This window comes from Synechococcus sp. W4D4 (genome assembly GCF_047716805.1).
Lineage (GTDB): Bacteria > Cyanobacteriota > Cyanobacteriia > PCC-6307 > Cyanobiaceae > Vulcanococcus.
In genome coordinates this window covers 2152321-2179320 of the sequence record NZ_CP180404.1, presented here as the reverse complement: position 1 = coordinate 2179320, position 27000 = coordinate 2152321, and the positions used below count along the sequence as shown (strand labels likewise).

At 64.7% G+C, this 27000-nt stretch carries 31 protein-coding genes and 1 tRNA gene; 17 read left to right on the top strand and 15 right to left on the bottom strand.

Annotated elements, in window-relative coordinates:
- The first annotated feature begins 78 nt into the window (after positions 1-78).
- Together ACLM42_RS11960 and ACLM42_RS11955 are read left to right on the top strand one after the other, a co-directional pair.
- Entirely contained in the window at positions 79-1230 is a 1152-nt protein-coding gene (locus tag ACLM42_RS11960; RefSeq protein WP_415400182.1) for a pyridoxal-phosphate-dependent aminotransferase family protein, read from the top strand.
- 97 nt (positions 1231-1327) lie between these two features.
- Positions 1328-1399 (top strand) — tRNA-Gly (locus ACLM42_RS11955).
- Between the two features lie 390 nt (positions 1400-1789).
- Here ACLM42_RS11955 and ACLM42_RS11950 read toward each other — a convergent pair.
- Together ACLM42_RS11950 and ACLM42_RS11945 are read right to left on the bottom strand one after the other, a co-directional pair.
- Positions 1790-2008 (bottom strand): hypothetical protein, encoded by a 219-nt coding sequence (locus ACLM42_RS11950; protein WP_415399244.1) that lies wholly within the window; start codon positions 2006-2008, stop codon positions 1790-1792.
- A gap of 38 nt (positions 2009-2046) precedes the next feature.
- Positions 2047-2337, bottom strand: coding sequence for a hypothetical protein (locus ACLM42_RS11945; protein WP_415399243.1), 291 nt, complete (start codon positions 2335-2337; stop codon positions 2047-2049).
- Positions 2338-2433: 96 nt separating this feature from the next.
- Between ACLM42_RS11945 and ACLM42_RS11940 the strand changes: the two genes are divergently transcribed.
- From ACLM42_RS11940 to ACLM42_RS11930, 3 genes are all read left to right on the top strand, one after another.
- Positions 2434-2958 carry an AbrB family transcriptional regulator gene (locus tag ACLM42_RS11940; RefSeq protein WP_415399242.1) on the top strand — a complete coding sequence of 175 codons (525 nt, stop codon included), beginning with the start codon at positions 2434-2436 and terminating at the stop codon, positions 2956-2958.
- A gap of 72 nt (positions 2959-3030) precedes the next feature.
- Positions 3031-3492, top strand: coding sequence for a DUF6554 family protein (locus tag ACLM42_RS11935; RefSeq protein WP_415399241.1), 462 nt, complete (start codon positions 3031-3033; stop codon positions 3490-3492).
- Positions 3493-3497: 5 nt separating this feature from the next.
- Positions 3498-3947, top strand: a complete 450-nt coding sequence (locus ACLM42_RS11930; RefSeq protein ID WP_415399240.1) for a hypothetical protein — start codon at positions 3498-3500, stop codon at positions 3945-3947.
- Here the strand turns inward: ACLM42_RS11930 and ACLM42_RS11925 are convergent.
- The gene (locus ACLM42_RS11925; protein WP_415399239.1) at positions 3874-5448 is read right to left on the bottom strand and encodes a DEAD/DEAH box helicase; all 1575 of its coding nucleotides are present in this window, start codon (positions 5446-5448) and stop codon (positions 3874-3876) included. The genes ACLM42_RS11930 and ACLM42_RS11925 overlap by 74 nt on opposite strands.
- 168 nt (positions 5449-5616) lie before the next feature.
- On the opposite strand from ACLM42_RS11925, the gene ACLM42_RS11920 reads away from it, so the two are divergent.
- The gene (locus tag ACLM42_RS11920; protein ID WP_415399238.1) at positions 5617-6030 is read left to right on the top strand and encodes an HNH endonuclease; all 414 of its coding nucleotides are present in this window, start codon (positions 5617-5619) and stop codon (positions 6028-6030) included.
- Position 6031: 1 nt separating this feature from the next.
- On the opposite strand, the gene ACLM42_RS11915 is transcribed toward ACLM42_RS11920, so the two are convergent.
- Positions 6032-6232, bottom strand: coding sequence for a hypothetical protein (locus tag ACLM42_RS11915; protein WP_415399237.1), 201 nt, complete (start codon positions 6230-6232; stop codon positions 6032-6034).
- A 72-nt stretch (positions 6233-6304) separates the two neighbouring features.
- Between ACLM42_RS11915 and ACLM42_RS11910 the strand changes: the two genes are divergently transcribed.
- The gene (locus ACLM42_RS11910) at positions 6305-7183 is read left to right on the top strand and encodes an SDR family oxidoreductase (protein ID WP_415399236.1); all 879 of its coding nucleotides are present in this window, start codon (positions 6305-6307) and stop codon (positions 7181-7183) included.
- 11 nt (positions 7184-7194) lie between these two features.
- On the opposite strand, the gene ACLM42_RS11905 is transcribed toward ACLM42_RS11910, so the two are convergent.
- Complete coding sequence (locus tag ACLM42_RS11905; protein ID WP_247909815.1) at positions 7195-7359, bottom strand: hypothetical protein; 165 nt, start codon at positions 7357-7359, stop codon at positions 7195-7197.
- Here ACLM42_RS11905 and pdxA point away from each other — a divergent pair.
- Positions 7358-8374: a 4-hydroxythreonine-4-phosphate dehydrogenase PdxA gene (gene pdxA / locus ACLM42_RS11900; protein WP_415399235.1), complete on the top strand. Its 1017-nt coding sequence runs from the start codon at positions 7358-7360 to the stop codon at positions 8372-8374. The two genes, ACLM42_RS11905 and pdxA, sit on opposite strands and share 2 nt — an antisense overlap.
- Here the strand turns inward: pdxA and accB are convergent.
- Together accB and efp are read right to left on the bottom strand one after the other, a co-directional pair.
- Positions 8371-8844, bottom strand: a complete 474-nt coding sequence (gene accB, locus ACLM42_RS11895) for an acetyl-CoA carboxylase biotin carboxyl carrier protein (RefSeq protein ID WP_247909813.1) — start codon at positions 8842-8844, stop codon at positions 8371-8373. The genes pdxA and accB overlap by 4 nt on opposite strands.
- 4 nt (positions 8845-8848) lie before the next feature.
- Complete coding sequence (gene efp, locus ACLM42_RS11890) at positions 8849-9409, bottom strand: elongation factor P (RefSeq protein ID WP_247909812.1); 561 nt, start codon at positions 9407-9409, stop codon at positions 8849-8851.
- Between the two features lie 67 nt (positions 9410-9476).
- Between efp and ACLM42_RS11885 the strand changes: the two genes are divergently transcribed.
- Both ACLM42_RS11885 and thiL read left to right on the top strand, forming a co-directional pair.
- On the top strand, positions 9477-10562 hold the full coding sequence (locus ACLM42_RS11885; protein ID WP_415399234.1) for a peptidylprolyl isomerase: 1086 nt from the start codon (positions 9477-9479) through the stop codon (positions 10560-10562).
- Complete coding sequence (thiL, locus tag ACLM42_RS11880; RefSeq protein WP_415399233.1) at positions 10563-11528, top strand: thiamine-phosphate kinase; 966 nt, start codon at positions 10563-10565, stop codon at positions 11526-11528.
- Positions 11529-11614: 86 nt separating this feature from the next.
- On the opposite strand, the gene gap is transcribed toward thiL, so the two are convergent.
- Positions 11615-12637: a type I glyceraldehyde-3-phosphate dehydrogenase gene (gene gap, locus ACLM42_RS11875; RefSeq protein WP_247909809.1), complete on the bottom strand. Its 1023-nt coding sequence runs from the start codon at positions 12635-12637 to the stop codon at positions 11615-11617.
- A gap of 238 nt (positions 12638-12875) precedes the next feature.
- Here gap and murC point away from each other — a divergent pair, with 238 nt between their 5' ends.
- Genes murC through ACLM42_RS11860 form a run of 3 tightly spaced genes read left to right on the top strand, consistent with a single transcriptional unit; the run spans position 12876 to position 15543 of the window.
- The gene (gene murC / locus ACLM42_RS11870) at positions 12876-14258 is read left to right on the top strand and encodes a UDP-N-acetylmuramate--L-alanine ligase (protein WP_371820579.1); all 1383 of its coding nucleotides are present in this window, start codon (positions 12876-12878) and stop codon (positions 14256-14258) included.
- 2 nt (positions 14259-14260) lie between these two features.
- Complete coding sequence (gene murB / locus ACLM42_RS11865) at positions 14261-15178, top strand: UDP-N-acetylmuramate dehydrogenase (RefSeq protein WP_415399232.1); 918 nt, start codon at positions 14261-14263, stop codon at positions 15176-15178.
- A gap of 26 nt (positions 15179-15204) precedes the next feature.
- The gene (locus tag ACLM42_RS11860) at positions 15205-15543 is read left to right on the top strand and encodes a YbaB/EbfC family nucleoid-associated protein (RefSeq protein WP_247909806.1); all 339 of its coding nucleotides are present in this window, start codon (positions 15205-15207) and stop codon (positions 15541-15543) included.
- On the opposite strand, the gene rsgA is transcribed toward ACLM42_RS11860, so the two are convergent.
- The 4 genes from rsgA to grpE are packed head-to-tail and all read right to left on the bottom strand — an operon-like array spanning position 15540 to position 18570.
- Entirely contained in the window at positions 15540-16544 is a 1005-nt protein-coding gene (gene rsgA / locus ACLM42_RS11855) for a ribosome small subunit-dependent GTPase A (RefSeq protein WP_247909805.1), read from the bottom strand. The two genes, ACLM42_RS11860 and rsgA, sit on opposite strands and share 4 nt — an antisense overlap.
- Entirely contained in the window at positions 16537-16758 is a 222-nt protein-coding gene (locus tag ACLM42_RS11850) for a sulfurtransferase TusA family protein (RefSeq protein ID WP_247909804.1), read from the bottom strand. The genes rsgA and ACLM42_RS11850 overlap by 8 nt, the downstream gene beginning before the upstream one ends.
- 7 nt (positions 16759-16765) lie before the next feature.
- Entirely contained in the window at positions 16766-17893 is a 1128-nt protein-coding gene (gene dnaJ / locus ACLM42_RS11845; RefSeq protein ID WP_415399231.1) for a molecular chaperone DnaJ, read from the bottom strand.
- A gap of 2 nt (positions 17894-17895) precedes the next feature.
- Positions 17896-18570 (bottom strand): nucleotide exchange factor GrpE, encoded by a 675-nt coding sequence (grpE, locus tag ACLM42_RS11840; protein WP_247909802.1) that lies wholly within the window; start codon positions 18568-18570, stop codon positions 17896-17898.
- Between the two features lie 95 nt (positions 18571-18665).
- On the opposite strand from grpE, the gene ACLM42_RS11835 reads away from it, so the two are divergent.
- The 3 genes from ACLM42_RS11835 (at position 18666) to ACLM42_RS11825 (ending at position 22861) form a co-directional block, all read left to right on the top strand.
- Positions 18666-20486, top strand: coding sequence for a GspE/PulE family protein (locus ACLM42_RS11835; protein WP_415399230.1), 1821 nt, complete (start codon positions 18666-18668; stop codon positions 20484-20486).
- Between the two features lie 66 nt (positions 20487-20552).
- Positions 20553-21626, top strand: a complete 1074-nt coding sequence (locus ACLM42_RS11830; RefSeq protein WP_247909800.1) for a type IV pilus twitching motility protein PilT — start codon at positions 20553-20555, stop codon at positions 21624-21626.
- Entirely contained in the window at positions 21626-22861 is a 1236-nt protein-coding gene (locus ACLM42_RS11825) for a type II secretion system F family protein (RefSeq protein ID WP_247909799.1), read from the top strand. Before ACLM42_RS11830 ends, ACLM42_RS11825 begins: the two co-directional genes overlap by 1 nt.
- Here ACLM42_RS11825 and ACLM42_RS11820 read toward each other — a convergent pair.
- On the bottom strand, positions 22854-24104 hold the full coding sequence (locus tag ACLM42_RS11820) for an NAD(P)/FAD-dependent oxidoreductase (protein WP_415399229.1): 1251 nt from the start codon (positions 24102-24104) through the stop codon (positions 22854-22856). The two genes, ACLM42_RS11825 and ACLM42_RS11820, sit on opposite strands and share 8 nt — an antisense overlap.
- A gap of 25 nt (positions 24105-24129) precedes the next feature.
- Between ACLM42_RS11820 and dusA the strand changes: the two genes are divergently transcribed.
- Positions 24130-25128, top strand: coding sequence for a tRNA dihydrouridine(20/20a) synthase DusA (dusA, locus tag ACLM42_RS11815; protein WP_247909797.1), 999 nt, complete (start codon positions 24130-24132; stop codon positions 25126-25128).
- 1 nt (position 25129) lies between these two features.
- On the opposite strand, the gene ACLM42_RS11810 is transcribed toward dusA, so the two are convergent.
- Positions 25130-25681 carry a methyltransferase family protein gene (locus tag ACLM42_RS11810; RefSeq protein ID WP_247909796.1) on the bottom strand — a complete coding sequence of 184 codons (552 nt, stop codon included), beginning with the start codon at positions 25679-25681 and terminating at the stop codon, positions 25130-25132.
- The gene (locus tag ACLM42_RS11805) at positions 25641-26978 is read right to left on the bottom strand and encodes a cation:proton antiporter (RefSeq protein WP_415399228.1); all 1338 of its coding nucleotides are present in this window, start codon (positions 26976-26978) and stop codon (positions 25641-25643) included. The genes ACLM42_RS11810 and ACLM42_RS11805 overlap by 41 nt, the downstream gene beginning before the upstream one ends.
- Between the last annotated feature and the right edge of the window lie 22 nt (positions 26979-27000).

Below are 27000 nucleotides of genomic sequence, written 5' to 3'. Positions count from 1 at the left end.
GAAGGATGAGGTCCGTTTTTTATGTTGGTCGATTGCGCTGCTGATCCAACGGGCAGCGATCGCCCCGGCTCACCCACCATGCAGGACAAGCTGACTCTGATGATCCCCGGCCCCACACCGGTGCCGGAAAGCGTCCTGCAGTCGATGGGACGTCACCCCATCGGCCACCGCAGCGCGGATTTCCAAAAGATCGTTGAGCGCACCACTGCCCAGCTGAAGTGGCTGCATCAGACGAGCAATGACGTTCTAGTGATCACCGGCAGCGGCACCGCCGCGATGGAAGCCGGAATCATCAATGTGCTGAGCAAAGGGGACAAGGTCCTCTGCGGCGATAACGGCAAGTTTGGCGAGCGCTGGGTGAAGGTGGCTCAGGCCTATGGCCTGGAGGTGGAGGTGATCAAGGCCGAGTGGGGTTCCCCACTGGATCCCGAAGCATTCCGCGCCGCCCTGGAGGCCGACTCCAGCAAGGCCATCAAGGCCGTGATCTTGACCCATTCGGAGACCTCCACTGGGGTCATCAACGACCTGGAGACCATCGCCAAGCACGTCAAAGCCCATGGCACGGCCCTGACCATTGCTGACTGCGTCACCAGCCTCGGGGCTTGCAATGTGCCCATGGATGCCTGGGGGATCGACATCATCGGATCCGGTTCCCAGAAGGGCTACATGATGCCCCCGGGCTTGGCCTTCGTCGCCATGAGCGACAAGGCCTGGGAGGCCTACAGCCGCTCCGACCTGCCGAAGTTCTATCTCGATCTGGGCAAGTACCGGAAATCGGCCCAAGCCAACAGCAACCCGTTCACCCCCGCAATCAACCTCTACTTCGCCCTGGAAGCGGCACTGGAGATGATGCAGGCCGAAGGCCTCGAGGGAATCTTTGCCCGCCATGCGCGCCATCGCGCCGCCGCCCAAGCGGGCATGAAAGCCATTGGCCTGCCCCTCTACGCCACTGAGGGCTACGGCAGCCCTGCCATTACGGCCGTGGCTCCCGAAGGGATCGACGCCGAGAGCCTGCGGAAGACGGTCAAGGATCGCTTTGACATCCTTCTGGCCGGCGGCCAAGACCACCTCAAGGGCAAGGTCTTCCGCATCGGCCACCTGGGCTTCGTCTGTGATCGCGATGTGCTGACCGCCGTCGCAGCGATTGAAGCCACCCTTCAGGAACTGGGGCTGCACAAAGGCACCCCTGGTGCTGGCGTCGCAGCCTGCGCTGCGGCCCTGGCCAGCTGAAGCAGCCGACCACAAGGGAGCTCCCAGGGCGGGGCCCCCTTGCTACGCTTCTTAGAGATAGCAAACCGCTCTAATCTGAGTTGATTTCTATCAATTTGCGGATGTAATTCAGTGGTAGAATGTCAGCTTCCCAAGCTGAACGTCGCCGGTTCGAGCCCGGTCATCCGCTTCTCAAACTTTTCAGCCCAACGATCCTGTTCGAAACATGAGGATTGTGTCCTTGCTGTTGCTGAATAGGGAAGAACTATTGGCCTCAATTTCTGGGCTTGATCAGCTGCATCACCTGAGGCCCCACACTTCCTGCACGGCGCTCACAATCAAGGGAGCGGAGAATATCGCGCGCTGACTGCTCAATCTCGCCGCTCGAGGCGGCCTGCTCAGCCGCAGCCGAAAACGCTGCAGCCTCGCGCATCAAATCGTCTCGTCGCTCAGCTACAGGCGCCTGTTGGCTGGTTGGCATTTATTTGATCTTGTTTGGCTAAATATTAGTCGCCACGTTGAGCGAGCCCCAAAGCTGGGCCAGCCCTGACAAAACTCAAGGGTCAAAGCCAAGCAGGGACTAGGTACCCGGCTCCTCGCGATTGCCGCCCAGAGCCGCGATCTGATCGCGAAGTTGCCTCACTCGTGTTGCATCCCCGCGGGTGATTGCGACAGCGAGGGCAAACTCCAGCTTCTCGAGCTGATGTCCGCCCTCGGCATAGGAGCGGCTGCTGCAAGCCGGGGTCCCCGAGACGGCAGGGGCAATGGGCACGGAGCGATGGCTGTTGGAAAAGGCCATGGTTCGCTTTCTTTCCATTGTGGCCCCGGCGCAAGGGGTCACGCAGCCATGGACTCATCCACGTGAGGATTCACCAACGCGGGTGCTTCCTCAACCTCAACGCTGTCCTCGAGCAAGCTGCGGCAGTCGGCCAGGAGTGTCTCGACGTGGTCAAGTCGAGTGAGCTCTTCAGGGTCTGGCGCCTCCACAATGGAGACCTGGTCCAGCTGCAGCTCCATCGCATTCAGGCGCTGCTCCAGCTTCACCAGTCGCTGCGAGAGGGCCGCCACGGTTTGAGCGAGGTCCTCGGTGGTGCGAGTAATGCGAAACGAGACCGATTCGCCAGCCATGCCCAGGGTTCAACTGGCCCGATAACACCACAGCCCTGAGCACTTCTCAAGCCCAAGCGGCCAAGCAGACTGAAGAGATTCCAGGGCAGCCCAGCGATGCCATCAAGCCTTCACCTGCTGGCCTATCTACTGGCGGGCATCAGCGGCGGCTTGCTTGCCCTCCGGACTGGCATCCCGGCCGCCCCCTTGGCCGGCGCGCTCCTCGGGGCGGGGCTGCTGAGCATGAGCGGCAAGCTGGAACCCGCGAACTGGCCCGTAGGCACCCGGACAGCTCTCGAGATCGGCATCGGCACCGTGATCGGCACCGGGTTGACAGCGACGGCCTTCAGCGAATTGAAACAGCTCTGGCGGCCGGCCCTCTTGATCACGCTCACCCTGGTGATGACGGGCCTGGTGGTGGGGCTCTGGTGCAGTCGGCTTCTGGGCATGGACCCCTTGATTGCCCTGCTGGGAGCGGCGCCAGGGGGCATCAGCGGGATGAGCTTGGTGGGCGCTGAATTTGGCGTTGGTGCCGCGGTCGCAGCCCTGCACGCTGTGCGCCTGATCACGGTGCTCTTGGTGCTTCCCCTGGCGGTCCGACTTCTCCTTGGCCACGGGGACATTCCACCCCCTGCCAGCTGATTGATCGGCCCCTGGATCCAGAGGGGAACGATCGATACGGTGGGTCATCCAATGCCTTCCCCCTGCTTCGGCATGCGTCATCCCCTGTCCTTCAACGGCCGGCTGCTTCGGCTGGCTGCAGCCCTACCGCTTGCTGCCCTGGGCTGGTCTGCGCTGCCGACCGCTGCTCTGGCCGGCAATGAGACCGGTGCCAAAGGCGCCCAGATCTATTGCTACATGCGCAGCAGCGGCAACAACCATGAGGTGAGCTGGAAAGCCGCCTACGCCGTGATCAAGCGTCAAAGCGCTTCGGTGTTCAAGACCTCCCCTGAGCACGCGGCCGTGATGATCACGGAAGCCGTGGTGGCCGATCCCGGCAAATACAACGACTGCGGCCGCTACCTCGGCGACCTCTACGTGAAAGCTGTCGATACAACTGAGGAGAAGAGCCAGTCCACCCATCCCGACAGCACCAACCGCACGAGCACCAGCTCGGGCATCACCAGTGGCAGTGGCAGCAGCAGCGGCGGCAATGTGAACCGCTACGCCTACTGAGGCTGATGGCAACCCGCACCGCCCAGGGCCGCTCTTGGCTATCGCCGTCTCTGGGGGCCGGTTTGCTGTGGTTCGCCCTCAGCAGTTGCAGTGCTGCTCCTGAACCTGGCGAAAGCCAGACCCGGGTCGACGACTGCCTCCGCGGCGTCAATCTCGATCGTCTGCCCGCCTTGCTCCAGCACTGCGACGCAGTCGTTGAGGCTTTCCCCGAGCATCCACAGCCGCGCAACGAGCGATCCCTACTGCTCAAGTTGGCGGGCAAGCCTCAGGAGGCCTGCCGCGACAGCTTGAAAGCGGCCGCCCTGGTGGAACAAGGCAAGCACCCCATCGACGCGCTGATGCGAGACGAGATCGATCTGCGCAAGCGCAATTGCCTTCGCCTCACCACTGATCAAGCAGCTGCTGAACCATCCGCGGCAGCGGCTGGCGATCCAACTGAGCCTGGCCGCGACTGAGCAACAGGGCAATCCGCTCAGCCTTATCGGCAATCAGACCGTCGACCAACTGATCGGCCACCCCGAGTTGGAGCCAGTGGCAATCGAGGGTGCCCTGCATGCCAATGCGATGACAGCGATCCTCCGCCTGCTCAGCATCGCCTGGAGTCCATGGCCGCTCCAAGAGGACCACATGCTTGGCGCGATGCAACGTGAACCCGAGGCCCCCCACCCCGTAGGTGCTGATCAAGAGCTGCTCCTCTCCCGCCTGAAAGCGGTCCACCACGCTTTGACGCTCTGCAGCCGCCAAGCGTCCGGTGAGCAGGGCGCCGCCCAGTCGCTGCTGCAACAACTGGGCAGCCGCCACAAAGGCGGTGAAGACCACGACGGCTTGCCCCTGGGCCTGCAGCCTGGCCAGCAGGGCAGCAGCAGCCGGCAGCTTGTACTCCGAGCCGATCTGACGCAGGGCCGTGAGCACGGCTAAGGCCTCAGCATCCCGGCGCACCAGACCCGCTGCTGCGCGGCGGCGATAGTCATCGACCTTGAGCTGAAGGCGGTGCTGGAAGCCCTGGCCCTCCGCCTCCGAAAGGGTGACGGGCAGCATCCGCCTCCGTTTGGGGGGGAGATCCAGGCAATCCTGCTTGCGGCGATGCAACAACAGAGGCCGCACCAAACGCTGCAGCTCGGGCAGATGGGTCGCCCCCGTTGCGCTCCACTGGCGGGTGCCGGAGCGTTCATGCCAATGGCCGAGGCAGTAGCGCTCCTCAAAGGCCCGCTGATCCTGAGCAAGCGGGTGCCCAATCGCCGCCAGCAAAGGAAACAGCTGGGCCGGGCGCCCGTTTTTCATCGGTGTCCCACTCAACAGCCAGGCCACCCGCAGCCGCGGATGGCGCGCCAAGCGCAGGAACGCCTGGGTTCGCGCAGCGTTCAGGTTCTGGGCGTAATGGGCCTCATCGGCAATCAGGATCGTGCCCGCCTCCGGCAAGTCCTCCGGCAGCGCCGCCCAACTCAGCAACGTGATCTGCAGTTGCAAGGCCGCCGCCTCCTGCCGCCAATGGCGATGCAACCCCGTTGGGGCAATCACGACCACATGGCAATCCGCCGTCCGAACCATTGCGCGCGCGGCGACCAAGGCCGTCAGGGTTTTCCCAAGCCCCATGGCGTCCGCCAACACAGCCCCACGCCGTGCCAACAACCAACGGACCGCAGCCCGCTGATGGGCGAACAGCTCACGACCATCCGGCAAGGGGTCAGCCAACCCAGCGATGGCAATCAGCTCGCGGTGGGGCGGCAACGGGGGCAGAGGCTGCTCCAGCCAGCGGCACCACTGAGGCAGCGGCGGCTCCATCGCGAACCGCTGGCCGAAGTGCTGGCGCAAGACCAGGGCCGCTTCCAGCGGGAACTCCCAACAGCCTTGCCTTGAGCGCCAGAACCCGCGCGGACGAACCGCCCGCAGCTGGGCCTGGGTCACCGCATCAAACGGCAGCACCAACTCAATGGAGCCCGATGCTCCTAGCCGCATCAGACAGCGCGCGGTGCGTTGCTGGGCCGTCGCAGCTGGGGCAGCAACTCATAATTTAGCGAAGCGCGGAGCCCGCGCAACACTTGCAATAAGCCTTGCAAAATGCATCGTTCGACACATTGACATCCAAGCCACCCAGGCCAGACTCCCAGCAACCGAATTATTCGGATGCACAGCAGGGATGCCGTTTTCCTTGAAGACTTGTGCCCCAAACTTCGCGTTCGTCGGTGGAGACAATCCCTCCACACTTACACGGGGAAAACATGCATTTACTGCGGCAAACCTTCTGAATCCATTGACCACGTCTTCCCGCAAAGTCGCGGCGGGCTGAGCGTGACCGAGAACTGCGTCCCCGCTTGCCTGGCCTGCAATGGCCGGAAAAGCGACGCCGACGCCTTCGAGTGGTACAGGCAGCAGCGGTTCTACGACCCTCGACGAGCCATGGCCATCCGTGCCTGGACCGACGGTGACCTTCGCCTGGCTCTACGCCTCCTGCAATGGGCGAGCCCTGTGGGCAGTCCCACCCCCGCCGCTGCGGACTCCGGCTTCAACCCCATACAGCCATACCTCCAGGCCGCGTGATTCACCAGATCCGACAGGCCGCAGCCCCGTTATGGCGCTGGCAGATCTCCGCCTGAGCCTGGGGCTGATCCGGAGCGAGCAGCAGGGCGGCGAAGACCATCGCCGCCAGGGCCGAAAGGCCGATCAGGCGACGCTCCAGACCGGCGATCCCCAGTCTCTGTGGTCGCCGCCTGGGGCGCGCACGCACAGGAGCCCGTGACACGAAGGAGGACGCGAGAGTGGCAGGGAAGCAGGATGCGGTCACCGATCAGCAACGAGTAATACAGGTGTACTCATGACGAGTCACGGTGTCAAGCCCTCCTCCCGCGTGCTGGTCATCGGCGGGGGATATACCGGCCAGCGCTTTGCCGCTGCGGCAAAGACGCAGGGGGCCCAGGTCTGGCTGACATCACGGTCAGCTCGGGAGGGAGCGCAGTGGCTCCACTTCAATGCCGGGGAGGGGGCCATCCCCCAGCTGCCTGAAGGCCTCAGCCATGTGCTGATCACCCTGCCGCCCAATGGCAGCGGCGAGGACGACGCCTACAACCTGCTGAAGGAGGCCCTGCAGCAACAGCCGCTCCAGTGGGTGGGCTACCTCTCCACCACAGGGGTCTACGGCGACAGCCAAGGGCGCTGGGTCGATGAAGGGAGTCCGACGCAGCCAGGGCTACGACGCAGCCAGTCCCGCCTGCAGTGCGAGCGACGCTGGCTGGCCAGCGGTTTGCCGCTCCAGAGCTTTCGGCTCCCAGCCATTTATGGCCCGGGCCGCTGCCCCTTCCAGCAACTGCAGCAGGGCACAGCACGCCTGATCCACAAGCCTCAGCAGGTGTTCTGCCGCATCCATGTGGATGACATCGTCGGGGCCTTGCTGCACTGCTGCGGCCTGCCCCCTGAGGCCCGGCCAGCACTCCTGAACGTCAGCGACGATCTTCCCTGCCCCTCAAGTGAAACTCTCGGCTTTGCCGCCCATCTGCTGGGCTGCAAATTGCCGGCACTGCGGACCTTCCGCGACGCCGAGGGCGAGATGAGTCCCATGGCCCTCAGTTTCTGGGCCGACAACCGGCGCATCAGCAATGCGTTGCTTTGTCAGGACCTGGGGTACAGCCTGCTCTACCCCACCTATCGGGAGGGGTTTACCGCCAGCTGGGAGGAAGAACAGACCCATCTCAAGTGATGGAATAAGGCTTAGATGCGCTTCGCGTCGGAGCCGGCCGGACCTTGATCTGGGTGCGGCACAAAAGGCACCCCGGCGTCGTGGAACAGTCGATTCCAATGCAACTCCACCCAACCGTTCTGCACACCCTTCACCAGGGCAAAGCCCATCCCGATCAGCAACAGCCAACGCAACATGGGTGATCCGCCAAGCGACAGCAACGCTAAGCGCCCTCGCCTGATCGTTTCCCTCGGCGATCCCGCGGGCATCGGTGGCGAGGTCGTGCTCAAAGCCTTGGCCCGCTGGAGCAGTGAGGCGGAACCACCGCTACTGGTCGGCTGCCGCCGTTGGCTCGAAGAGAGCTACCAGCACTTGAAGGGCTGCAGCGAGGCCCCCTTGGCCGACCCCGCCGAGCTAGACGTGCTGGATTGTCCGCTCGAGCAACCCGTCCGGCCAGGGGCTCCGAGTGCCCTAAGCGGTGACGCCAGTTTCCGCTGGCTGACAGAAGCTGCCTTGCTGGTGCAAGGGGGCTCCGGCAAGGCCCTCGTGACCGCCCCGATCGCCAAACAGCACTGGCACGCGGCCGGCCATGACTACCCCGGTCAAACGGAGCGCTTGGCTGAACTCGCCGGAGCGCAAGAGGCCTCCATGCTCTTCACGGCCCGGTCTCCCCAGAGCGGCTGGCGACTCAACACCCTGCTCGCCACCACCCATATCCCCCTGCAGCAGGTGCCCCAGGCCTTGAACCGGGAACGGGTGCTGGCCAAGCTCGATGTCTTGCTGAACTTCTGCCGTCGGTTTCGCCCCGATCCGACCCTGGCCGTGGCGGGACTCAATCCCCATGCAGGGGAAGCGGGACGCCTGGGGCAGGAGGAGGCGACATGGCTGGAAGCGACCCTCCAGGACTGGGCAGCGCGCAACCCGGACGTCCGGCTACTGGGGCCGCTACCCCCTGACACCTGCTGGATCAGCGCGGGCCTGGCCTGGCGGCAGGGGGGAGACGCACCCGATGGCTTCCTGGCGCTGTACCACGACCAAGGGCTGATTCCCGTGAAGCTCTTGGCCTTTGACCAGGCGGTCAACACCAGCCTGGGGCTGCCCTTCCTCAGAACCTCACCGGATCACGGAACCGGGTTCGACATTGCCGGTCGTGGCCTCGCGCGCTCCGAGAGCATGGTCGCGGCCCTCGAGGCGGCTCAGGAACTGGGCTAGGCGGGCTTCACCCGCATCAGCACCTGGCCGAACTCAACGGGGGTGCCGTTCTCCACCAGGATCTCAACAACTTCGCCACTCACCTCAGACTCGAGCTCATTCATGAGCTTCATCGCCTCGAGGATGCAGACGGTCTGGCCAACGTTGATCTTGGAGCCCAGCTCAACGAACGTGGCTTCACCCGGAGCAGGGGAGCGATAGAAGGTCGCCACCATTGGGGCGGTGATCTCAATCAGATCGCTACGAACCGCTGGTGCGGCCGGAGGAGCAGCGGAGGGAGCCGCAACTGCAGGGGCTGGGGCTGGAGCTGCAACGGGAGCAGCCGCCTGCATCACCACCTGGGGCTGGACGCCGGGGAGGTTGCGACGCAGCTCAAGGCGGAAGTCATCGCCCTCGAGCTTGAGCTCTTGGATATCGCTGTCGCCGAGCAGAGCGATCAGCTCGCGCAGCTGGTTGTGGTCGAGTTGCATGGGATCAGTTCTCGCGGCCCAGGTAGCTGTCGGTGCGGGTGTCGATCTTGATCTTTTCGCCGATCGAGAGGAACAACGGAACCATCACCTGAGCGCCGGTCTCGACGATGGCTGGCTTGGTGCCGCCGGTCGCGGTATCGCCCTTCACACCGGGGTCAGTTTGGGTGATTTCCAGAACAACGGAGTTCGGGAGTTCCACTTCCAAAGGCTTCCCGTTCCAATAGACAACGTTCACCTCCATGCCTTCCTTGAGGTACTTGCGCTGATCGCCGATCTGCTTGGCGGTCAGGCGCGTCTCCTCGTAGGTGGACATATCCATGAAGACGAAGTCCTCGGCCTCCATGTAGGTGTGTTGAAGCACGGCTTTCTCAAGAACCGCCTGGGGAACGGTCTCGCCGGCTCGAAATGTCTTCTCAACAACGTTGCCGGACTGGACGGCCTTGAGCTTGGTGCGCACAAAGGCGGAGCCTTTGCCGGGCTTGACGTGCAGGAACTCAACGACGCGCCAGACCTGACCGTCGATCTCGATCGTCGTGCCGGTACGAAAGTCGTTGCTCGAGATCATTCCGGCATAACGGTTCTGGCGGGATTGTACGGCTGTGGCAGAGTCCCGGCAGAGACAAGGCTGCAGCATGGATCTGAAGCGCTGGCTGGATCGCTGGGTGCCCGCCCTGCTGATCGCAATCGCTTTCACCGCCTCCCCACTGGTGGCTCCAGCTCAAGCTGCTCTGCCGCCCGGGAATGCGGTGAAGGATCCCGCCGCCATCCTTCGTAACGCTCTTCCGATCGAACAGTCGGATCTCCAGGAGCTGCAACACAGGCTGGAGAGCACCAGCGACGACCTCCGAGCCAAGCGCTGGAGCGCCCTGGTTAATACGGTTCGCAAGAGTCAGGCGCTGCTCAACACCCGCGCTAACGCCATCGTGGCGAGCCTGCCGGAGGCCAAACAAGCCGAAGGACAAACCCTGATCGCGACCCTGCAGACCCAGATGCTGACCCTCGCGGAGAGCAGCGAGAGCTCAGACCGCGACGTATTCCTGGACGATCGCCGCGCGGCCCTCAGCACCGTGGGTGAACTGGAGGCGCTCCTGGTGGGTGATTTCCCCTTTGCCATCCCCAGCGAATTTGACGCCCTCCCCCGGCTGCTGGGTCGGGCAACCGTTGAGATCGAGACCACAAAGGGCACCCTGACGGCCATCGCCGATGGCTACAACGCGCCGCTCACCGCAGGGGCTTTCGTTGATCTGGTGAAGCAGGGCTTCTACGACGGCCTGCCCTTCACCCGGGCGGAAGACTTCTATGTCCTGCAAACCGGGGACCCCAAAGGCCCGGAGACTGGCTACATCGACCCCAAAACCAAGACGGAGCGCCAGGTTCCCCTTGAAATCATGGTTCCCGGGGAGACCGAGCCCTTCTACAACGCCACGTTTGAAGATCTAGGCCGCTTTGAAGCCACTCCGGTCCTTCCCTTCGCAACCCTGGGGACCATGGGTTGGGCCCACTCCGATGAGTCCCTCGCCGATGGTTCCTCCCAGTTCTTCTTCTTCCTCTACGAAGCCGAACTCACCCCCGCAGGCCTGAACCTCGTGGATGGCCGCTACAGCGCCTTTGGCTACGTGGTGGATGGTTTTGAGGTTCTCGAGGAACTGGGGATCGACGACGGCATCGTCCGCGCCCGGCTAATCGACGGGGCCGACAACCTCAAAGCCCACGCCTAAATGCGGCTGGATCAGCTCGGGGAATGGGAGCTGATTGAACGGCTCTCGGCCTATGCGCCCGCCGGCCAGCTGGCGGACGACGCCGCGATCTTGCCAGGGGCCGTGGTGGTCAACACCGATGTCCTGGTGGACACGGTGCATTTCAGCGACGCCACCATGTCCCCGCAGGACTTGGGCTGGCGCGCGGCCGCGGCCAATCTCTCCGATCTGGCTGCGATGGGGTGCAGCAACGTGCTGGGTCTCACCGTTGGCCTGGTGGCGCCAGGCGAGACCCCCTGGAGCTGGGTCGAGGGGGTCTACCAGGGGCTCTCTGAGGCGCTTCAGCGCTATGGCGGGGTGCTGTTGGGCGGAGACTGCAGCAGCGGCAGCCAACGCCTCCTCGCCATCACGGCCCTCGGCACCCTGGGGCCTGGGGCCATCCGTCGGGGCGATGGGCGACCGGGCGATTGGCTCGTGAGCACTGGCCCCCATGGCCTGAGCCGCCTCGGACTGGCACTGCTGCAAAACCAGCTCAGTGGCCCCATACCCAATGACCTGCGGCAGCGGGCCATCGCGGCCCATCAAAGGCCGATCCCCCGGCTGGAGGCCATCGGCGCCCTTGAAGCAAGCCAACCCCAGGGGACTCCATGGCGGGTCGCTGGCACAGACAGCAGTGATGGACTCCAGCGAGCGGTCCTGAACCTGGCAACCGCCAGCGGATGTGGGGCACAGCTCAGGCGCTCAGCCTTGCCCCTTGACCCAGCCATGGCTCCCCTGCCCTCAGCAGAGCATTGGTGCCTCAATGGGGGCGAAGATTTTGAACTGGTCCTAGCCCTCAAGCCGGCCTGGGCGGAGAAGCTCTGCCAAGCCCTTCCCGGTTGCCAGGTGATCGGCGAACTGGTGGCTCAGGCCTACCCGGCCCTGACCTGGAGCGAGACCGGCGAGCCCCTCAGCGCAACCGATCCGGGCTACCGGCACTTCAGCTAAGCCGCAACGCTCACTGAATCCTCAATCGAGCACAAAAAAGCCGCCCCGAAGGACGGCTGAGGGAAACGGAGTGAGCAGAACTCAGATCACTTCCAGTTCTTGGCAACGATCTCGGCGAGATCAACAACGCGCTGGCTGTAGCCCCACTCGTTGTCGTACCAGCAGATGACTTTGACCATGTTGCCGCCCATCACCAGGGTGAGGTCGGAGTCAACGATGGTGCTCTCGTCAGTACCAGCGTGGTCGCTGGAGACCAAGGGCAGATCGCAGTACTTGATGATTCCCTTCATGCCGTTCTCAGAAGCGGCCTTCAGGACGGCATTGACCTCCTCCTTGGTGGTCTCGCGGCTCATTTCAAGCACCATGTCCACCACCGAGACGTTGGGGGTGGGAACGCGCAGGGCGATGCCGCTGAGCTTGCCCTTCACTTCGGGGTAGACCAGGGCCACGGCCTTGGCCGCACCGGTGCTGGTGGGGACGATGTTGACCGCAGCGGCGCGAGCGCGGCGCAGGTCACGGTGGGAGGCATCGAGGATGCGCTGGTCACCGGTGTAGCTGTGGGTGGTGGTCATCGTGCCTTTGACGATGCCGAAGGCCTGATCCAGGACCTTGACCACAGGCGCCATGCAGTTGGTGGTGCAGCTGGCGTTGCTGAGGATGTCGTAGTCCTCGTGGCGGTACTGATCGGCGTTCACGCCGACCACGAAGGTGCCGACCTTGGCGCCCTTACCAGGGGCGGTCAGGATGACTTTCTTGGCGCCGGCCTCGAAGTGCTTGCTGGCACCGACGTCGTCGTTGAAAACACCGGTGGACTCAATGACCAGATCCACGCCCCACTCCTTCCAGGGGAGGTTGGCGGGATTGCGGTCGTAGAAGGTCTTGATCGTCTTGCCGTTGATGACGATCGTGTCCTCGGTGGTGGTCACCTCTGCATTACGCAGGGGGCCGAGCATCGAGTCGTACTTCAGCAGGTGGGCGTTGGTGTTGGTGTCACCAGAGCCGTTGATGCCAACAATCTCAATGCCGGTGTTGCTTCCGCGGCTCAGCCAGCAACGCATGAAGTTGCGACCAATGCGGCCGAATCCGTTAATCGCAACCTTCAAGGTCATGGCATATCGCGGGCACACCCGCTAACAGGGGGATTTGGCCGCCGATCATACAGAAATTGCTTGAACGTCCCCATCTGGGGACAGAAGAGCAACACCTGTCGAAAACGCTCAAATGCGGCGTCAGGAGGGGACAGGCGGCCCGTTCGGGCTTAGTTTCTGGCCAGGCTTGGATACGCCCTTGGTCCTGACGCTCGATCGCCACCAACCTCTCCATTTCATCGGAGTTGGCGGCATCGGCATGTCTGCCATCGCTGGGATCCTGGCGGACCGTGGCTACAGCATCAGCGGCTCCGATCCCAGGGACAACGCCGTGCTGCAGAACCTGCGCAGCCGCGGTGTCCGGGTGTTTCGTGAGCAGAGCGCCGCCACCATCGACGCCATTCGCAGCGGCACCTCCTGCACCCCTGCCGTCGTCGTTAGCTCTGCTGTGCCGGCGAGCAACCCTGAACGCGTTGAAGCCGAACGCTCCGGGCTTGAGATCTGGCATCGCTCGGATGTCCTTGCGGCCTTAATTGCCGCCCAGCCCTCGATCTCCGTGGCCGGCAGCCACGGCAAGACCACCACCAGCACCCTCGTCGCGAGCCTGCTGCACGCCACCAACCACGACCCCACAGCGGTCATTGGAGGGGTGGTACCTGCCTTCGCGAGCAATGGCCGCAATGGCAATGGCCCCTTGCTGGTGGCCGAAGCGGATGAGTCCGATGGCTCCTTGGTGAAATTCCAGTCCTGGCTGGGCGTGATCACCAACCTGGAGCTGGATCACACCGACCACTACAGCGATCTCGCCTCCCTGATCACAACCCTGCAGCGGTTTGCCAAGGGCAGCGAAAAGCTGCTGGCCAACCGGGACTGTCCGGTGCTGCGGGAGCACTTCCAAGCCAGCCACTGGTGGTCGATCAACGGCAGCGACGGCGTGGATTTTTCCGCCATCGCCGATGAGCTGCATGGAGACAGCACCATCGCCACCTTCTACGAACAGGGCGAGGCCCTGGGACAGTTCCGGCTGCCCTTGCCGGGGCTCCACAACCTGAGCAATGCCACAGCAGCCATGGCCGCCTGCCGGCTCCATGGGGTGTCCTTTGCCGAACTGCAACGCGCTGTGGAAGGGCTCCAGGCACCTGGACGCCGCTTCGACTACCGGGGCACCTGGCATGGCCGCCAAGTGGTCGACGACTACGCCCATCACCCGAGCGAGGTGAAGGCCACCTTGGCCATGGCACGGCTGATGGTCAGCAGCGGCCGCAGCCCCTTGCCAGAGGCCCCCCAACGGCTGCTGGCTGTCTTCCAGCCCCACCGCTACAGCCGGACGGCTGAATTCCTTTCGGACTTTGCCCAGGCCCTGAGCCAAGCCGATGCCGTCCTGCTGGCCCCGCTCTACGCAGCAGGTGAAGCCCCGCTCCCGGGCATCTCCAGCGCTGCCCTCGCCGCTGAAATCCAGCGGATTGCCCCCGATCTGCCCGTGAGCGCCTTTGACACGCTCGAAGCCCTGACCGATGCCATTGGTGAAACCAGCCAAAACGGTGACTTGGTCCTGGCGATGGGTGCTGGGGATGTCAACAGCCTTTGGAGCCGCCTGGAAGGCCGCAACGATCCCGCTAACGCACTTCCCCTTGTGGCCTAGCCATGGCCCTCTACCTCCCCGATGGTCTGCGCAGATCGGTCGCCCTGGCCGACTACACCACCTGGAAAGTGGGGGGACCAGCGACCTACTTCGCTGAACCGGAGTCGACGGAGGAACTGCTGGCCCTGCTGCATTGGGCTAAGGGAATTGGCTGCAGCCAGCGGGTCATCGGAGCTGGCTCCAATCTGCTCATCAGCGATCAAGGCTTGGAGGGGCTAACCCTCTGCACGCGCCACATCCAAGGGGCTGAACTCGAGACCAGTAGCGGCCTGGTTGAAGCCCAGGCTGGAGAACCGATCCCCACCCTGGCGAGGCGGGCCGCCCGAGCCGGCCTCTCAGGCCTGGAGTGGGCCGTTGGCATTCCAGGCACCGTGGGCGGCGCGGCGGTCATGAACGCCGGTGCCCAGGGGGGCTGCACCGCCGAGATCCTTGAGAGCGTCACGGTGGTGAACCCTCAGGAGCCCAGCCAGACCCACACGATCCCCGGCGCGGCACTCGACTTTGCCTATCGCCACAGCCGTCTGCAGGAGGAGCCGCTGGTGGTTCTCTCGGCGCGCTTGCGCCTCTCCCCTGGCCACGACCCGAAAACCGTGAGCCAACGCACCAGCGCCAACCTCCACAGCAGAACCAGCAGCCAGCCCTACCAACAACCAAGCTGCGGCAGCGTCTTTCGCAACCCCGAACCACAAAAAGCGGGGCAGTTGATCGAGGCGCTCGGCCTGAAAGGACTCTCCATTGGCGGCGCGCAGGTCTCCCCGATCCACGCCAACTTCATCGTCAACATCGGTGCCGCTAGCGCCGGGGATATTGATCGGCTGATTGCCCAGGTCCAGGAGCGCGTGATGGAGCACCACTCCATCGCCCTGCACACCGAGGTGAAACGCCTGGGCCCCTTCGAAGACATCGCTCTGGCGGCGTAGCCTGCGGCCAATTCAGCAGTGCAGGCATGGCCGGTTTCGGTCTCCCCAATTTCGGCCAGCTCACCGAAGCCTTCAAGAAGGCTCAACAAATCCAGCAGGACGCCGCCAAGCTCCAGGAGGAGCTGGATGCGATGGAAATCGAAGGTCAAAGCAGCTGCGGCCGCGCCAGCGTTTGGCTCTCAGGCAATCAGCAGCCCCTGAAGGTGCGCCTGGACCCCGCCCTGCTCGCAGAAGGCGTCTCCAGCGCTGAAAGCGCCACCCTCGAAGCCCTGAAGTCGGCCTACGACAACTCCACCGGGACCATGAAAGAGCGCATGGAAGAGCTCACCGGCGGCCTGAACCTGAACCTGCCCGGCATGGGCTAAGCCTCCTCGTCAGGCTCCACCTGCCGCAGCCTGCGCCTCGAGCTTTGGCGCAGGCGCTGATCCAGCAAGGGCTCCTCTTTGCCTCCCCGCTGCTTCAACCCGGCCGTGCGCAGCCGGGGTTGCCGCGCCACCTGCTGCTGGACCGACTCCAGGCAAGTGAGATACAGGCCATGGCGATCCCAATCGCTGCCCACAGCGCAGCCGGGATCGCCCTGGTGCAGGCAATTCTTGAACTGACAAACCGCAGCCTCGAGCCGCTGCCGGATCTCTGGGAAGAGCATCCCCAGCTCCGCAGGATCCGCGGGCAAAGAAGGCCGATTAAAGCCGGGAGAATCCGCCAAGAGCGCGCCCGACGCCAGAGGGAAGAGCTCCACGTGGCGCGTGGTGTGGCGCCCCCGCTGTAGACGCCCGGAAACCGCACTCACCCGCAAGCTCAGCTGCGGCAACAGGGCATTAATCAGGCTGCTCTTGCCCACCCCGGAAGGGCCGCAAAGCACCGAAATCCCTGGTGCCACCAAGCGATCACGGAGGGCGGCCAGGCCATCGCCGCACTTGGAGGAGACGAGGAGGGGGGAATACCCCCAACCCCTGAGCCGCTCACGCCACTGCTGCTGCTCGGACTCACTCAACAGATCCGCCTTGGTGAGAACCAGCTCCACGGCCACCCCCGTCCGTTCTGCGGTCAGCAAAAACCGGGTGAGTTGCAGCGGATCCAACTCCGGCTGATCCAAGGCCGCCACGACCACGACGCGGTTGCAGTTCGCGACCGCGGGGCGCTCCAGCAGGCTGCTGCGGGGAGCCACAGCCGCAATCGCCGCCCGAGCCTCAGGCCAATCGATGCCCTCCACTTCAACGCGATCACCCACACAGATCTGCTGGCCGGTCTTGCCAAGCCGCGTGCGGCGCACGCAGAGGAGTTCTTCGACCCCTCCAGGGCCCGGCCGATCGAGTTGCACCCGGCAAAAGTTGGCCTCAAGGGCCATGACCAGGGCATCAGCCACAGCGACAGATCAACAGGCGCACCGCACCGGCCTCCAAGGACTCCAGCTCAACGCGATGTCCCGCCTCCCGCAAGCCGCTGGCGACCATCTCTTCGGGCTCTCCGGCATCCAGATCCACCTGCAACCACTCACCAGCGGGCAGCTTCTCGAGGGCCAACTTCGTGCGGATGAAATTGAGCGGGCAGGGGGTACCACGCAGATCGAGCTGGGTCATCACTGACCTAGCCAAACAAACCGCCGAAGAGTCCGCTCTTGTGGGGATGCTTTTGCCCCTTCGCGGTGTGGTGACCGGCCAATTGCTCAAGCAGCTCACGCTCCTCACGGTTGACCTTGGTCGGGAGCTGCACCTTGATCTGGATCAGGTGGTTGCCCCGCGCCACGGGATTGCCCAATTTCGGCACCCCCTTACCCGTCAGGGTGAGGACCGCGCCGGGCTGGGTTCCCGCCGGAATCTCCAGTTGCTCGGGACCGTCAACGGTCTCGACCTCAATCGTGTCGCCGAGGATCGCCTGGAGGTAGTTGACCGTCACCTCCGAGTGGATATTGATCCCGTCGCGGCGGAGGTTCGGATGGGACTGAACCGTCAAGAAGACATAGAGATCGCCCGCGGGGCCACCCCGTTGTCCAGCGTTGCCCTCATCGGCCACCCGCAGGCGGGTACCGGTGTCGACACCCGCTGGGATATTGATGCGGAGCTTTTTGCGCACCTGCTGCAGGCCCTGGCCACCGCAGGAGCTGCAGGGATCGGCAATGACCTGACCGGTGCCTTCGCAGGTGGGACAGGCCGCCACCTGGGTGAAGCTGCCAAAGGGCGTGCGGGTGGCACGACGGACCTGCCCAGCGCCGCCACAGGTACCGCAGCTGGTGGGACCACTCCCGCTCTTCGCCCCTGAACCGCTGCAGCTGTTGCAGGTCTCGAGGTGCCGAATCTGGATCTCCTTCTCTTGCCCAAAGACCGCTTCGCTGAAGCTGATGGTCAGGTCAAAGCGCAGGTCATCGCCCTGGCGGGGAACGCGCCGGCGTGCGCCCCCGGCGGAGGGACCACCCATGCCCCCGCCAAATCCGCTGAAGAAGGTCTCAAACAGGTCAGCGAAGCCGCCCATGTCGCCCATGTCGGGCATCCCGGCGGCCCCGCCCAGGCCGGCTTCGCCGAACTGGTCGTAGCGGGCCCGAGTCTGGGGATCGCTCAGCACCTCGTAGGCGCGGCCAATCTCCTTGAACTTGTCCTCCGCCCCGGGGTCCTTGTTGATGTCCGGGTGGTACTGACGCGCCAGACGGCGATAGGACCGCTTGAGCGTGTCCGCGTCAGCATCACGGCTGACCCCGAGGAGGTCGTAGAAGTCGGCCATGTTCAGGCCTCTTGGGAGGGTGCAGCGTCGTCAGTAGAGCTGGCCGGAGCACCGTCACCACTGGGACCAGGGCCCATCGAGACCTTCACCAGGGCGTGACGCAACACGCGGTCATTCAGGTGATAACCCCGCTGCAGTTCAGCGATCACCAGGTCTTCGGCGTGCTCATCGCTGGGTTCCCGCAGAACCGCCTCATGGAGGGTGGGATCAAAGGGCTCGCCCTCAACCCGCATCGGCGAGACGCCCAACTGCTTGAACACGTCCACCAGCTGCTTGTAGAGCCCCTGGTAGCTGCGGTGGATGGCCTGAGCCTCCTCGGCCTGGGGATCGAGCTGCTGACGGGCCCGCTCGAAGTTATCCACCACGGGCAGGATTTCGCTCAGGGTGGAGCAGGCGATCAGGGTGCGCTGATCCTCTTGATCGCGACTCTGGCGCTTGCGGAAGTTGTCGAAATCCGCCGCAATCCGCATGTACTGACTGCGGACGGTCTCGTGCTCGGCCTTGAGGGCCGTCAGCTCAGCCTCGAGCTCCCGCACGCGCTGCTCAGGATCAGCGCTGGGTTCAGCGGCCACCTCAGCAGGGGCTGAATCCACTGCAGCACTGGTGTCTGGCGCCGCTGCGGCCTCAGCTGGGGCCGGGGCGGAGTCCTGGGGAAACGGAGTCGCGTCGCCGCTCATGCTGACCGAACCGGAGATCTGATCTAGACATGTTGATGTGAAGGGTCGCCACCCCACAAGCGGCGGAAGCCCGCACCTCCTCGGCGGAGCGGCTGATGACAGCAAGCGCCAGCACCATTCCCCAGCGACCGGTGGCCGAGGCTCAAACCCCTGAGCAGCAACGGCTCGAGGTCGAATTACTGCTCAAGGAAGCCGTCCTCAGCAGCGCAGATCTGAGCGCAGCAGAAGGCGAGCGCTGGAGTTGGCATCCCCAACTCAACCAAGCCCGCTGCAAAACCCTGGGCTGTCTGCCGGTCCAGCTAGCCCACAACAGGTTGGTGGTGGCGGTGCCCACCCACTGGAGCGCCGAACAACGCCAGAGCCTGTGCGATGCAGCTCCAGAGGGACCGCCCCTGGAACTGCGGCTGGCTCTCCAGGGTGACCTGCAGGCGGTGCTCAATCAAAGCCCAAGCGCAGGCCCAGCACCAACCAGCCCACCAGCAACGATCGCGGCCCCCAGCCGGGTCTCTCTGGTGGACGACCTGAAACTCGAGGGACGGCTTGAGGAGGCTTCCGACGACAGCCAGATTGAACTGGATGTCGAGAGCAGCCTGCAGGCCTCGAACGCCTCACCCGTGGTGAGCCTGGTGGATCGAATCCTGGTTCAAGCGCTGGAGCGCAGTGCCAGCGACATCCACCTCGAACCCCAGGAAGATGGCCTGCTGATTCGCCTGCGCCAGGACGGGGTTCTTGCGCAGCTGGACAAGCTGCCGAAGAAGCTCACCCCCGCGGTGACTTCTCGCCTGAAAATCATGGCGGACCTGGACATCGCCGAAAGGCGGCTCCCCCAGGATGGCCGCATCAGACGGCGCTATCAGGGCCGCCTCTTTGACCTGCGGGTGAGCACCCTTCCCACCCGCTACGGCGAGAAGGTCTGCATGCGCCTGCTGGATAGCGGCGCGACCCACTTGGGCCTGGATCGGCTCATCACCGAACCCTCGGCCCTCGCCAGCGTCCGAGAGATGGGCAGCAAGCCCTTTGGAATGCTGCTGGTCACGGGGCCCACGGGCTCAGGCAAGAGCACCACGCTCTATTCCCTACTGGCGGAACGCAACGACCCGGGGGTCAACATCTCCACGGTCGAGGACCCGATCGAATACACCCTCAAGGGGATTTCCCAAACCCAGGTCAACCGGGAAAAGGGCTACGACTTCGCCATGGCCCTGCGGGCCTTCATGCGGCAAGACCCCGATGTCCTGCTGGTGGGCGAGACCCGCGACCGGGAAACGGCCAAGACCGCGATCGAAGCAGCCCTGACCGGACACCTGGTGCTGACCACCCTCCACTGCAACGACGCCCCCAGTGCCATCGCCCGCCTCTCGGAGATGGGGGTGGAGCCCTTCATGGTCAGCGCCTCCCTCATTGGCATCGTCTCCCAGCGGTTGGTGCGGCGGGTCTGTCCGGACTGCCGCCAGCCGTACCACCCCAGCGAGCAGGACCTGGGCCGCTTTGGCCTGTTTGCCAGCAACGAGCAAGCCATCACCTTTTTCAAGGCCAAGCGGCTGCAGGCGGGCGACAGCGAACCCTGTCCCAGCTGCCAAGGACTCGGATACAAGGGCCGAGTCGGCGTCTACGAGGTGCTGCGCGTCAACGACACCCTCGCCAGTGCCATCGCCCAGGAGGCCAGCACCGATCAGCTGCGCAAGCTGGCGATTGAGAGCGGCATGAAAACCCTGCTGGGCTACGGACTCGACCTGGTGCGGGACGGGGAGACCACCCTCGAGGAGATCGAACGGATGATCCTGACGGACTCCAGCCTGGAAACCGAACGCCGGGCCAAGGCTCTCCACACCGTCACCTGCCGAACCTGCGGAGGAGGAATGCGTGATGAGTGGCTGGAGTGCCCCTACTGCTTGACCCCCCGGCAACTGCATTAAGCAGCGCCATTGCCAGGCCCTGGCGGGCTTCCCACACTGAGGACAGCCACCGGCGCCCCGAGCTGCATGGAGCTCCAGATCGAACAGTTGATGGAGGAGCTGGTCGAGGCAGGTGGCAGTGATCTGCACCTGGCCGCGGGCCAACCGCCCTACGGCCGCTTCAGTGGCGTGCTCCAACCGATGCGCGAGGAGCGCCTCAGCGAGGACCTCTGCAACCGGTTGATCTTCTCGATGATCAACAACGCCCAGCGCAAGCAGCTGGAGCAAAGCTGGGAGCTGGACTGCGCCTATGGCCTCAAAGGCGTCTCGCGCTTCCGGGTCAATGTCTACCGCCAACGGGGCAGCTACGCCGCTTGCCTGCGGGCCCTTGGCAGCACGATTCCCAGCTTGGACAGCCTGGGACTCCCCCCCATCGTCGAAGAGACCAGCCGTAGGCCCAGGGGTCTTGTGCTGGTGACCGGCCCCACAGGCTCCGGCAAAACCACAACCCTGGCGGCCCTGCTGGATCACATCAACCGCAGCCGCGCCGAGCACATCCTCACGATCGAAGACCCGATCGAATTCACCTACCGCAACGACAAAAGCGTGATCCACCAGCGCCAGCTGGGGGAAGACACCCGCAGCTTCGCCGCCGCCCTGCGAGCGGCCCTAAGGGAGGACCCGGACGTGATCCTCGTCGGCGAGATGCGGGACCTCGAAACGATTCAGCTGGCGATCACGGCCTCAGAGACCGGGCATCTGGTCTTCGGCACCCTGCACACCAGCTCGGCGGCGCAAACCGTGGATCGCATGGTCGATGTCTTCCCACCGGAGCAGCAAACCCAAATCCGTGTTCAGCTGAGCGGCTCTCTGGTGGGGGTGTTCTCCCAAACCCTGTGCAAACGCCAGAACCCCAAACCCGGTCAATTCGGGCGGGTCATGGCCCAGGAAATCTTGATCAACACCCCGGCGATCGCCAACTTGATCCGGGAGGGCAAAACGGCCCAGCTCTATTCCCAGATCCAAACCGGCGGTCAGCAGGGCATGCAAACCCTGGAGCGCGCCCTCGCCAACCTGGTGCTGGCCGGAGCCGTTGAGCGCAGTGAAGCCCTCGCCAAGGCGAGCAAGCCAGACGAGCTGATGCGGCTCCTGGAGGGCTAGTGCCCAACTTCAGCGCCACCTACACCAACCGCTCCGGTCAAACCCGGACGCTGCAGCTGCAGGCCAGTGATCCGAACCGTGCCCGGCGGGAGCTGAGGCGCCGGGGCATCGTGCCCAGCAGCCTGCAGCTCGTCACCAGCCAACCAGCGGCCGCAACCACGGTCTTTGGGATGGATCTCTCCATCCTGCTCGAGGCCAAGCCCGGCATCCGCGAGAAGGCTCTGTTTGCCAACAAGCTGGCGGCCCTGGTGGATGCGGGCGTGCCCATCGTGCGGAGCCTCGATCTCATGGCCCGCCAGCAACGGATGCCGCTGTTCAAGCGGGCCCTCACAGCCGTCAGCACGGACGTGAACCAGGGGGGCAGCCTGGGGGCGGCGCTGCGGTCCTGGCCGCGGGTGTTCGACAAGCTCACCATCGCCATGGTGGAGGCCGGAGAGGCGGGGGGTGTCCTGGACGAAAGCCTCCGCCGCCTGGCCAAATTGCTGGAGGGCAATGCCCGGCTGCAGAACCAGATCAAGGGCGCCATGGGCTACCCGGTGGCCGTCCTGGCGATCGCGATCCTGGTCTTCCTGGGGATGACCATTTTCCTGATCCCCACCTTCGCCGGGATTTTTGAAGACCTGGGGGCTGAACTACCGCTGTTCACCCAGATGATGGTCGACCTCAGCAAATTGCTGCGGTCCTCCTTCTCGCTGTTTCTGGCCCTGGCCATCGCTTTGGGGGTCTGGATGTTCGGCCGCTACTACGCCACGGCCAGCGGCCGCAGGCGCGTGGACGGGCTCCTGCTGAAACTGCCGCTCTTTGGCGATCTGATTCAGAAAACCGCCACGGCCAAGTTCTGCCGCACCTTCAGCTCCCTGACCCGTGCTGGGGTGCCGATCCTGCTGTCCCTGGAGATCGTGCAGGAAACAGCCGGCAACGCTGTGATTGCCGATGCCATCGTCGGCTCCCGTCAGGACGTGCAGGAGGGTCTCCCCCTAAGCGTCGCCCTGGGGCGCAAACGGGTCTTCCCGGAGCTGGCCTTGAGCATGCTCGCCATCGGCGAAGAAACCGGCCAGATGGACGCCATGCTCTCGAAGGTGGCCGACTTCTACGAAGACGAGGTGGAAGCCGCCGTCAAGGCCCTGACCTCGATGCTGGAGCCGGCCATGATCGTGATCGTCGGTGGCATCGTCGGCTCGATCCTGCTGGCGATGTACCTGCCGATGTTCTCGATCTTCGATCAGATCAACTAGGGCCGGCCGCCGCAACCGCTTGGCCAGCCAGCCAGCCGGAACTCCAGCAGTGCTGGAAGTTGAAGCCACCGGTGACGCCATCGACATCCAGGAGCTCGCCCACTAGGTAGAGCCCCGCCGCCTTGCGACTCTCCATCGTGGCCAGGTTGACCTCCCCCAGGGGCACCCCGCCAGCGGTCACAAACTCTTCGCCGAAGGGGCCGCGGCCCGCCACAGGGAAACGACTCCGGCGCAGGGACTCCAGAAGACCCAGTTGCTGGCGCTTCGCCAGATCCGCCCAACGGCGCTCGGGCTCGACCCCCTGCTGCTCCAACAGGTGCTGCCAAAGGCGACGGCTCAAGCCTGGCCAGGGGCGGGCATTGCTGAGCTGGCGCTTGGCCTGATCCCGCCGGCAAACAGCGAAAAGCTCCTCAAGCTGCTGCTGGGAGCGCCCGCCGCTCCAATCCACCTGCAGGCTGCCCCGGTATCCCTCGCCATGGAGGGCCCGGGCGGCAAAGGCCGTCAGCCGCAGGGTCGCCGGACCGCTCAAGCCCCAGTGGGTGATCAACACGGGGCCGCTCTGGCGGAAGCGCTGGCCCCCGGCATCGAGCTCCAGATCCACCGGATCCATCACCACCCCCGCCAAGGCCACCAGCGGATTGGGCTTCAAGGCGAGGGTGAACAGCGATGGCACCGGTGCCACCACGCCATGGCCCAGGCCTGAGGCCAAGCGCCGGCCACTGGGATGGCTGCCGGTCGCGAGCACCAGGACATCGGCGCTGAGCTGGGTGCCGCTGCGGAGAGTCAAGGCAAAACCACCCGTAGGCCGCTGATCGGCCTGTTGGAGCGCCTCACTGTTGCGAAGGGTCACCCCTGCCCGTTCAGCCGCCTGCCGCAGGCACTGGATGACGGCGGTGGAGCGGTTGGCCTGGGGAAACATGCGGCCATCGGCCTCCTCCACCAAGGTCAGACCGTGATCGTCAAACCAGGAGACGGCATCACCAGCTGCAAAGCGGCTGAAGGGTCCCCGCAGGGCCTTGCCTCCGCGGGGATAGAAGCCCACCAGCTCCCGCGGATCCCAGCAGGCGTGGGTGACATTGCAGCGGCCGCCGCCACTGATCAAGACCTTGCCCAGGGGCTCGGGGGTGCTCTCCAAGACCAGCACCCGCCGCTGACCCGCCTCGGCCGCGGCAATGGCCGCCATGAAACCGGCGGGGCCGCCACCCGCCACCACCAGGGACCAGTGCTCAGAACGGGGGGGCATCAGCGTGAAAGGCGAGCATGGGGTGATGCCCGATTCGCTGCTGAACGGGGCCTACCGCTTCAGTGTGGCTCCGATGATGGACTACACCGATCGGCACTTCCGGGTGCTGATGCGGCAAATCAGCCGTCGCAGCCTGCTCTACACCGAAATGGTGGTGGCCCAGGCCCTCCACCACAGCGAGCGGCGAGACCGACTGATCGACTTCGATCCGATCGAACACCCGATCGCCCTGCAGGTGGGGGGAGACGACCCCGTCCTGCTGGCCGAAGCCGCACGCATCGCCGCCGATCGCGGCTACGACGAGATCAACCTCAACGTCGGCTGTCCCAGCGAAAAAGTCCAGAAGGGGCGCTTCGGAGCCTGTCTGATGGCCGAGCCCGAGCAGGTGGCCCGTTGCATTAGCGCCATGGCCAAGGCCTCGCCGCTGCCGGTCACGGTGAAGCACCGCATCGGCATTGATGAGCGCGATTCCTACGGGGAACTGCTGACCTTTGTCGACACCGTGGCCGCGGCCGGTGCCCAGCGCTTCAGCGTCCACGCCCGCAAGGCCTGGCTCGAAGGCTTGGACCCCAAGCAAAACCGCACGATTCCTCCCCTCCGCTACGAGCTAGTGCATCAGCTCAAGGCCGACCGGCCGCAGCTGACGATTGAACTGAACGGAGGCCTGCTGGAGCTCAGCAGCTGCCTCGAGCAGCTCGAATCGGTGGATGGGGTGATGGTGGGCCGGGCCGCCTACGACCACCCATTGCGCTGGGCCACGGTGGACCGGGATCTCTTCGGGGACGACAGCCAGGCGGTGGCCAAGGCCTCCACGGTGGTGCGGGGTCTGATTCCCTATGCCGAAGGTTGGTGCAGCAGCGGAGGGCGGCTGTGGTCCATTGCCCGGCACCTCGTGCAGGTGGTGGAAGGGGTGAGCGGCGCCCGCCATTGGCGCCGGAATCTTGGCCAAGCCGCTGGCCAACGGGACGCCGGGCCGGAGGTCCTCGAGCGGGCCGCCCAGCAACTGGAAGAGCGCGGGCTCTAGCTCAGCTGCGCCAATCCAACCAAGGCAGACCCGGCAGGATCGCCGGGGTGCTGCGGCGATAGCTGAGGTACTCCGGATGGAGCGGGACGAGGAACCGCTCCTCCCGCCGCGCTTTGCCGCCGAGCACCGCGGCCAGGGCCAGAAAGAGCCCGAGATGAAACAGGCTGCCGAGGGCCAAGGCCACGCCGAGCTCACACAGCAAAACGGCTTGATAGAGCGGATGGCGGCAGCGCCCGTAGGCCCCGCTCGTCACCAAGGCCGCACCGGGCTTGGGATCGGGCAAGGGCGTCAGGCTGGGACCCAAACGCCAGAAGGCCTGGGCCGCCAAAGCCAAACCCAGCAGAAAGAGCAGCACACCAGCCAATGCCAGCGGCAAAGGCCAGGCATAGCCCCAGCTCCCAGGGACAGGCCAAGCCGGAAACAGGGTGGCTGCAACCAACAGCAGCTGGGCGAGCAGCCACCACTCCCCGTGGCGGTTGTCGAACCAACCGCCCCAGCTGAACTGCCAACCCCTAAGTGGGGATTTCGGCGAGGGGGTCGAGGTCGGGTCCATCACTCTTTCCAGCCAAGACCAGTCTGAGCAGGATCGGGGCCAAGAAGGTGGTGCCGATCACCATCAGCAAGATCGCCGCCTCAAGCGCCGGACTGAGGAGCTTGGCCTGGGTGCCAAGACCCAGGAAGATCAGGCCCACTTCGCCGCGGGGCATCATCCCCAGACCCACCACCAGACGGTTCGTGGGCTCCTTGGAGAGGAAGGTCCAGCCGGAGACCACCTTGCCCAGGATCGCAACCACCAGCAGGAAGGCAGCGATCACCAGGCCCTCACGGTTCTGTGGGTCCAGGGGATTAAGCACCGACAGATCCATGCCGGTGCCGATCAGAACAAAGAAGATCGTGGCGAAGAGCGCCACCACCGGCTTGACCGCCGCTTCGATGGCGTGGGTGTGGTTTGACTTGCTCAAGATCAAGCCAGCAGCGAAGGCCCCCAGGGCCGCCTCCAGGCCGATAGCCGTGGCGGCAAAGCAGCAGAGGGTCAGCACCACAAACGAGGCCACCACGACATCACCGGGGGCCTTGAGGCGATCAATCAACCAATCGAATCCAGGGGCAGCGGAGCGGCTCAGGCCAATGGCGGCGACAACGAAGACCACGGCCGCGGCCAGCAGTTTGAGGATCGGGCCCAGCTCCAGGCTGCCGCCTCCGGCGATGCTCACCACCACCGCGAGGATGACGATGCCCAGGATGTCGTCCAGAACGGCCGCGCCAATCACGATCTGGCCCTCACGGGAGCGGAGCATCTTGAGCTCGCTGAACACGCTGGCCGTGATGCCGATGCTGGTGGCTGTCATGGCCGCCCCAGCGAAGACCGCGGGGATCACCTCCACGTGGAAGAGCGCCATCAAGCCCGCGGTGCCGAGGGCAAAGGGCACTGCCACGCCGGCGACGGCCACGGTGATCGCTTGGGCCCCAACCGCAACGAGCTCATCCAGGTCGCTCTCGAGACCCGTCAGGAAGAGCAGGGCGAAGAGGCCCAAGGTGGCCACCGCCTGCAGGCTGGGGAAACTTTCGTTGTAAACCTCCCCAACCAGTTGCGGAGGGACATCCGCCAGGGAGCCCATTAACCGCAGAGCCCAATTGGCCACGGCAGCCTGGGTCTCAGGCGGAACGATCAGGTGCAAGCCCGAGGCACCGATGATCACGCCGGCGACCAGCTCACCAAGGATGGTGGGCAACTGCCAGCGCACCAGCAGTTCCGCCAACAGGCGAGCCGCCACGAAAATCACCAGGAAGCGGCCGACCCCGATCAGGGTTTCGACCACTTCGAGCTGATGGGCGCCGATCTCCGGCATAACGGTCGTAAGTGATTCCGCA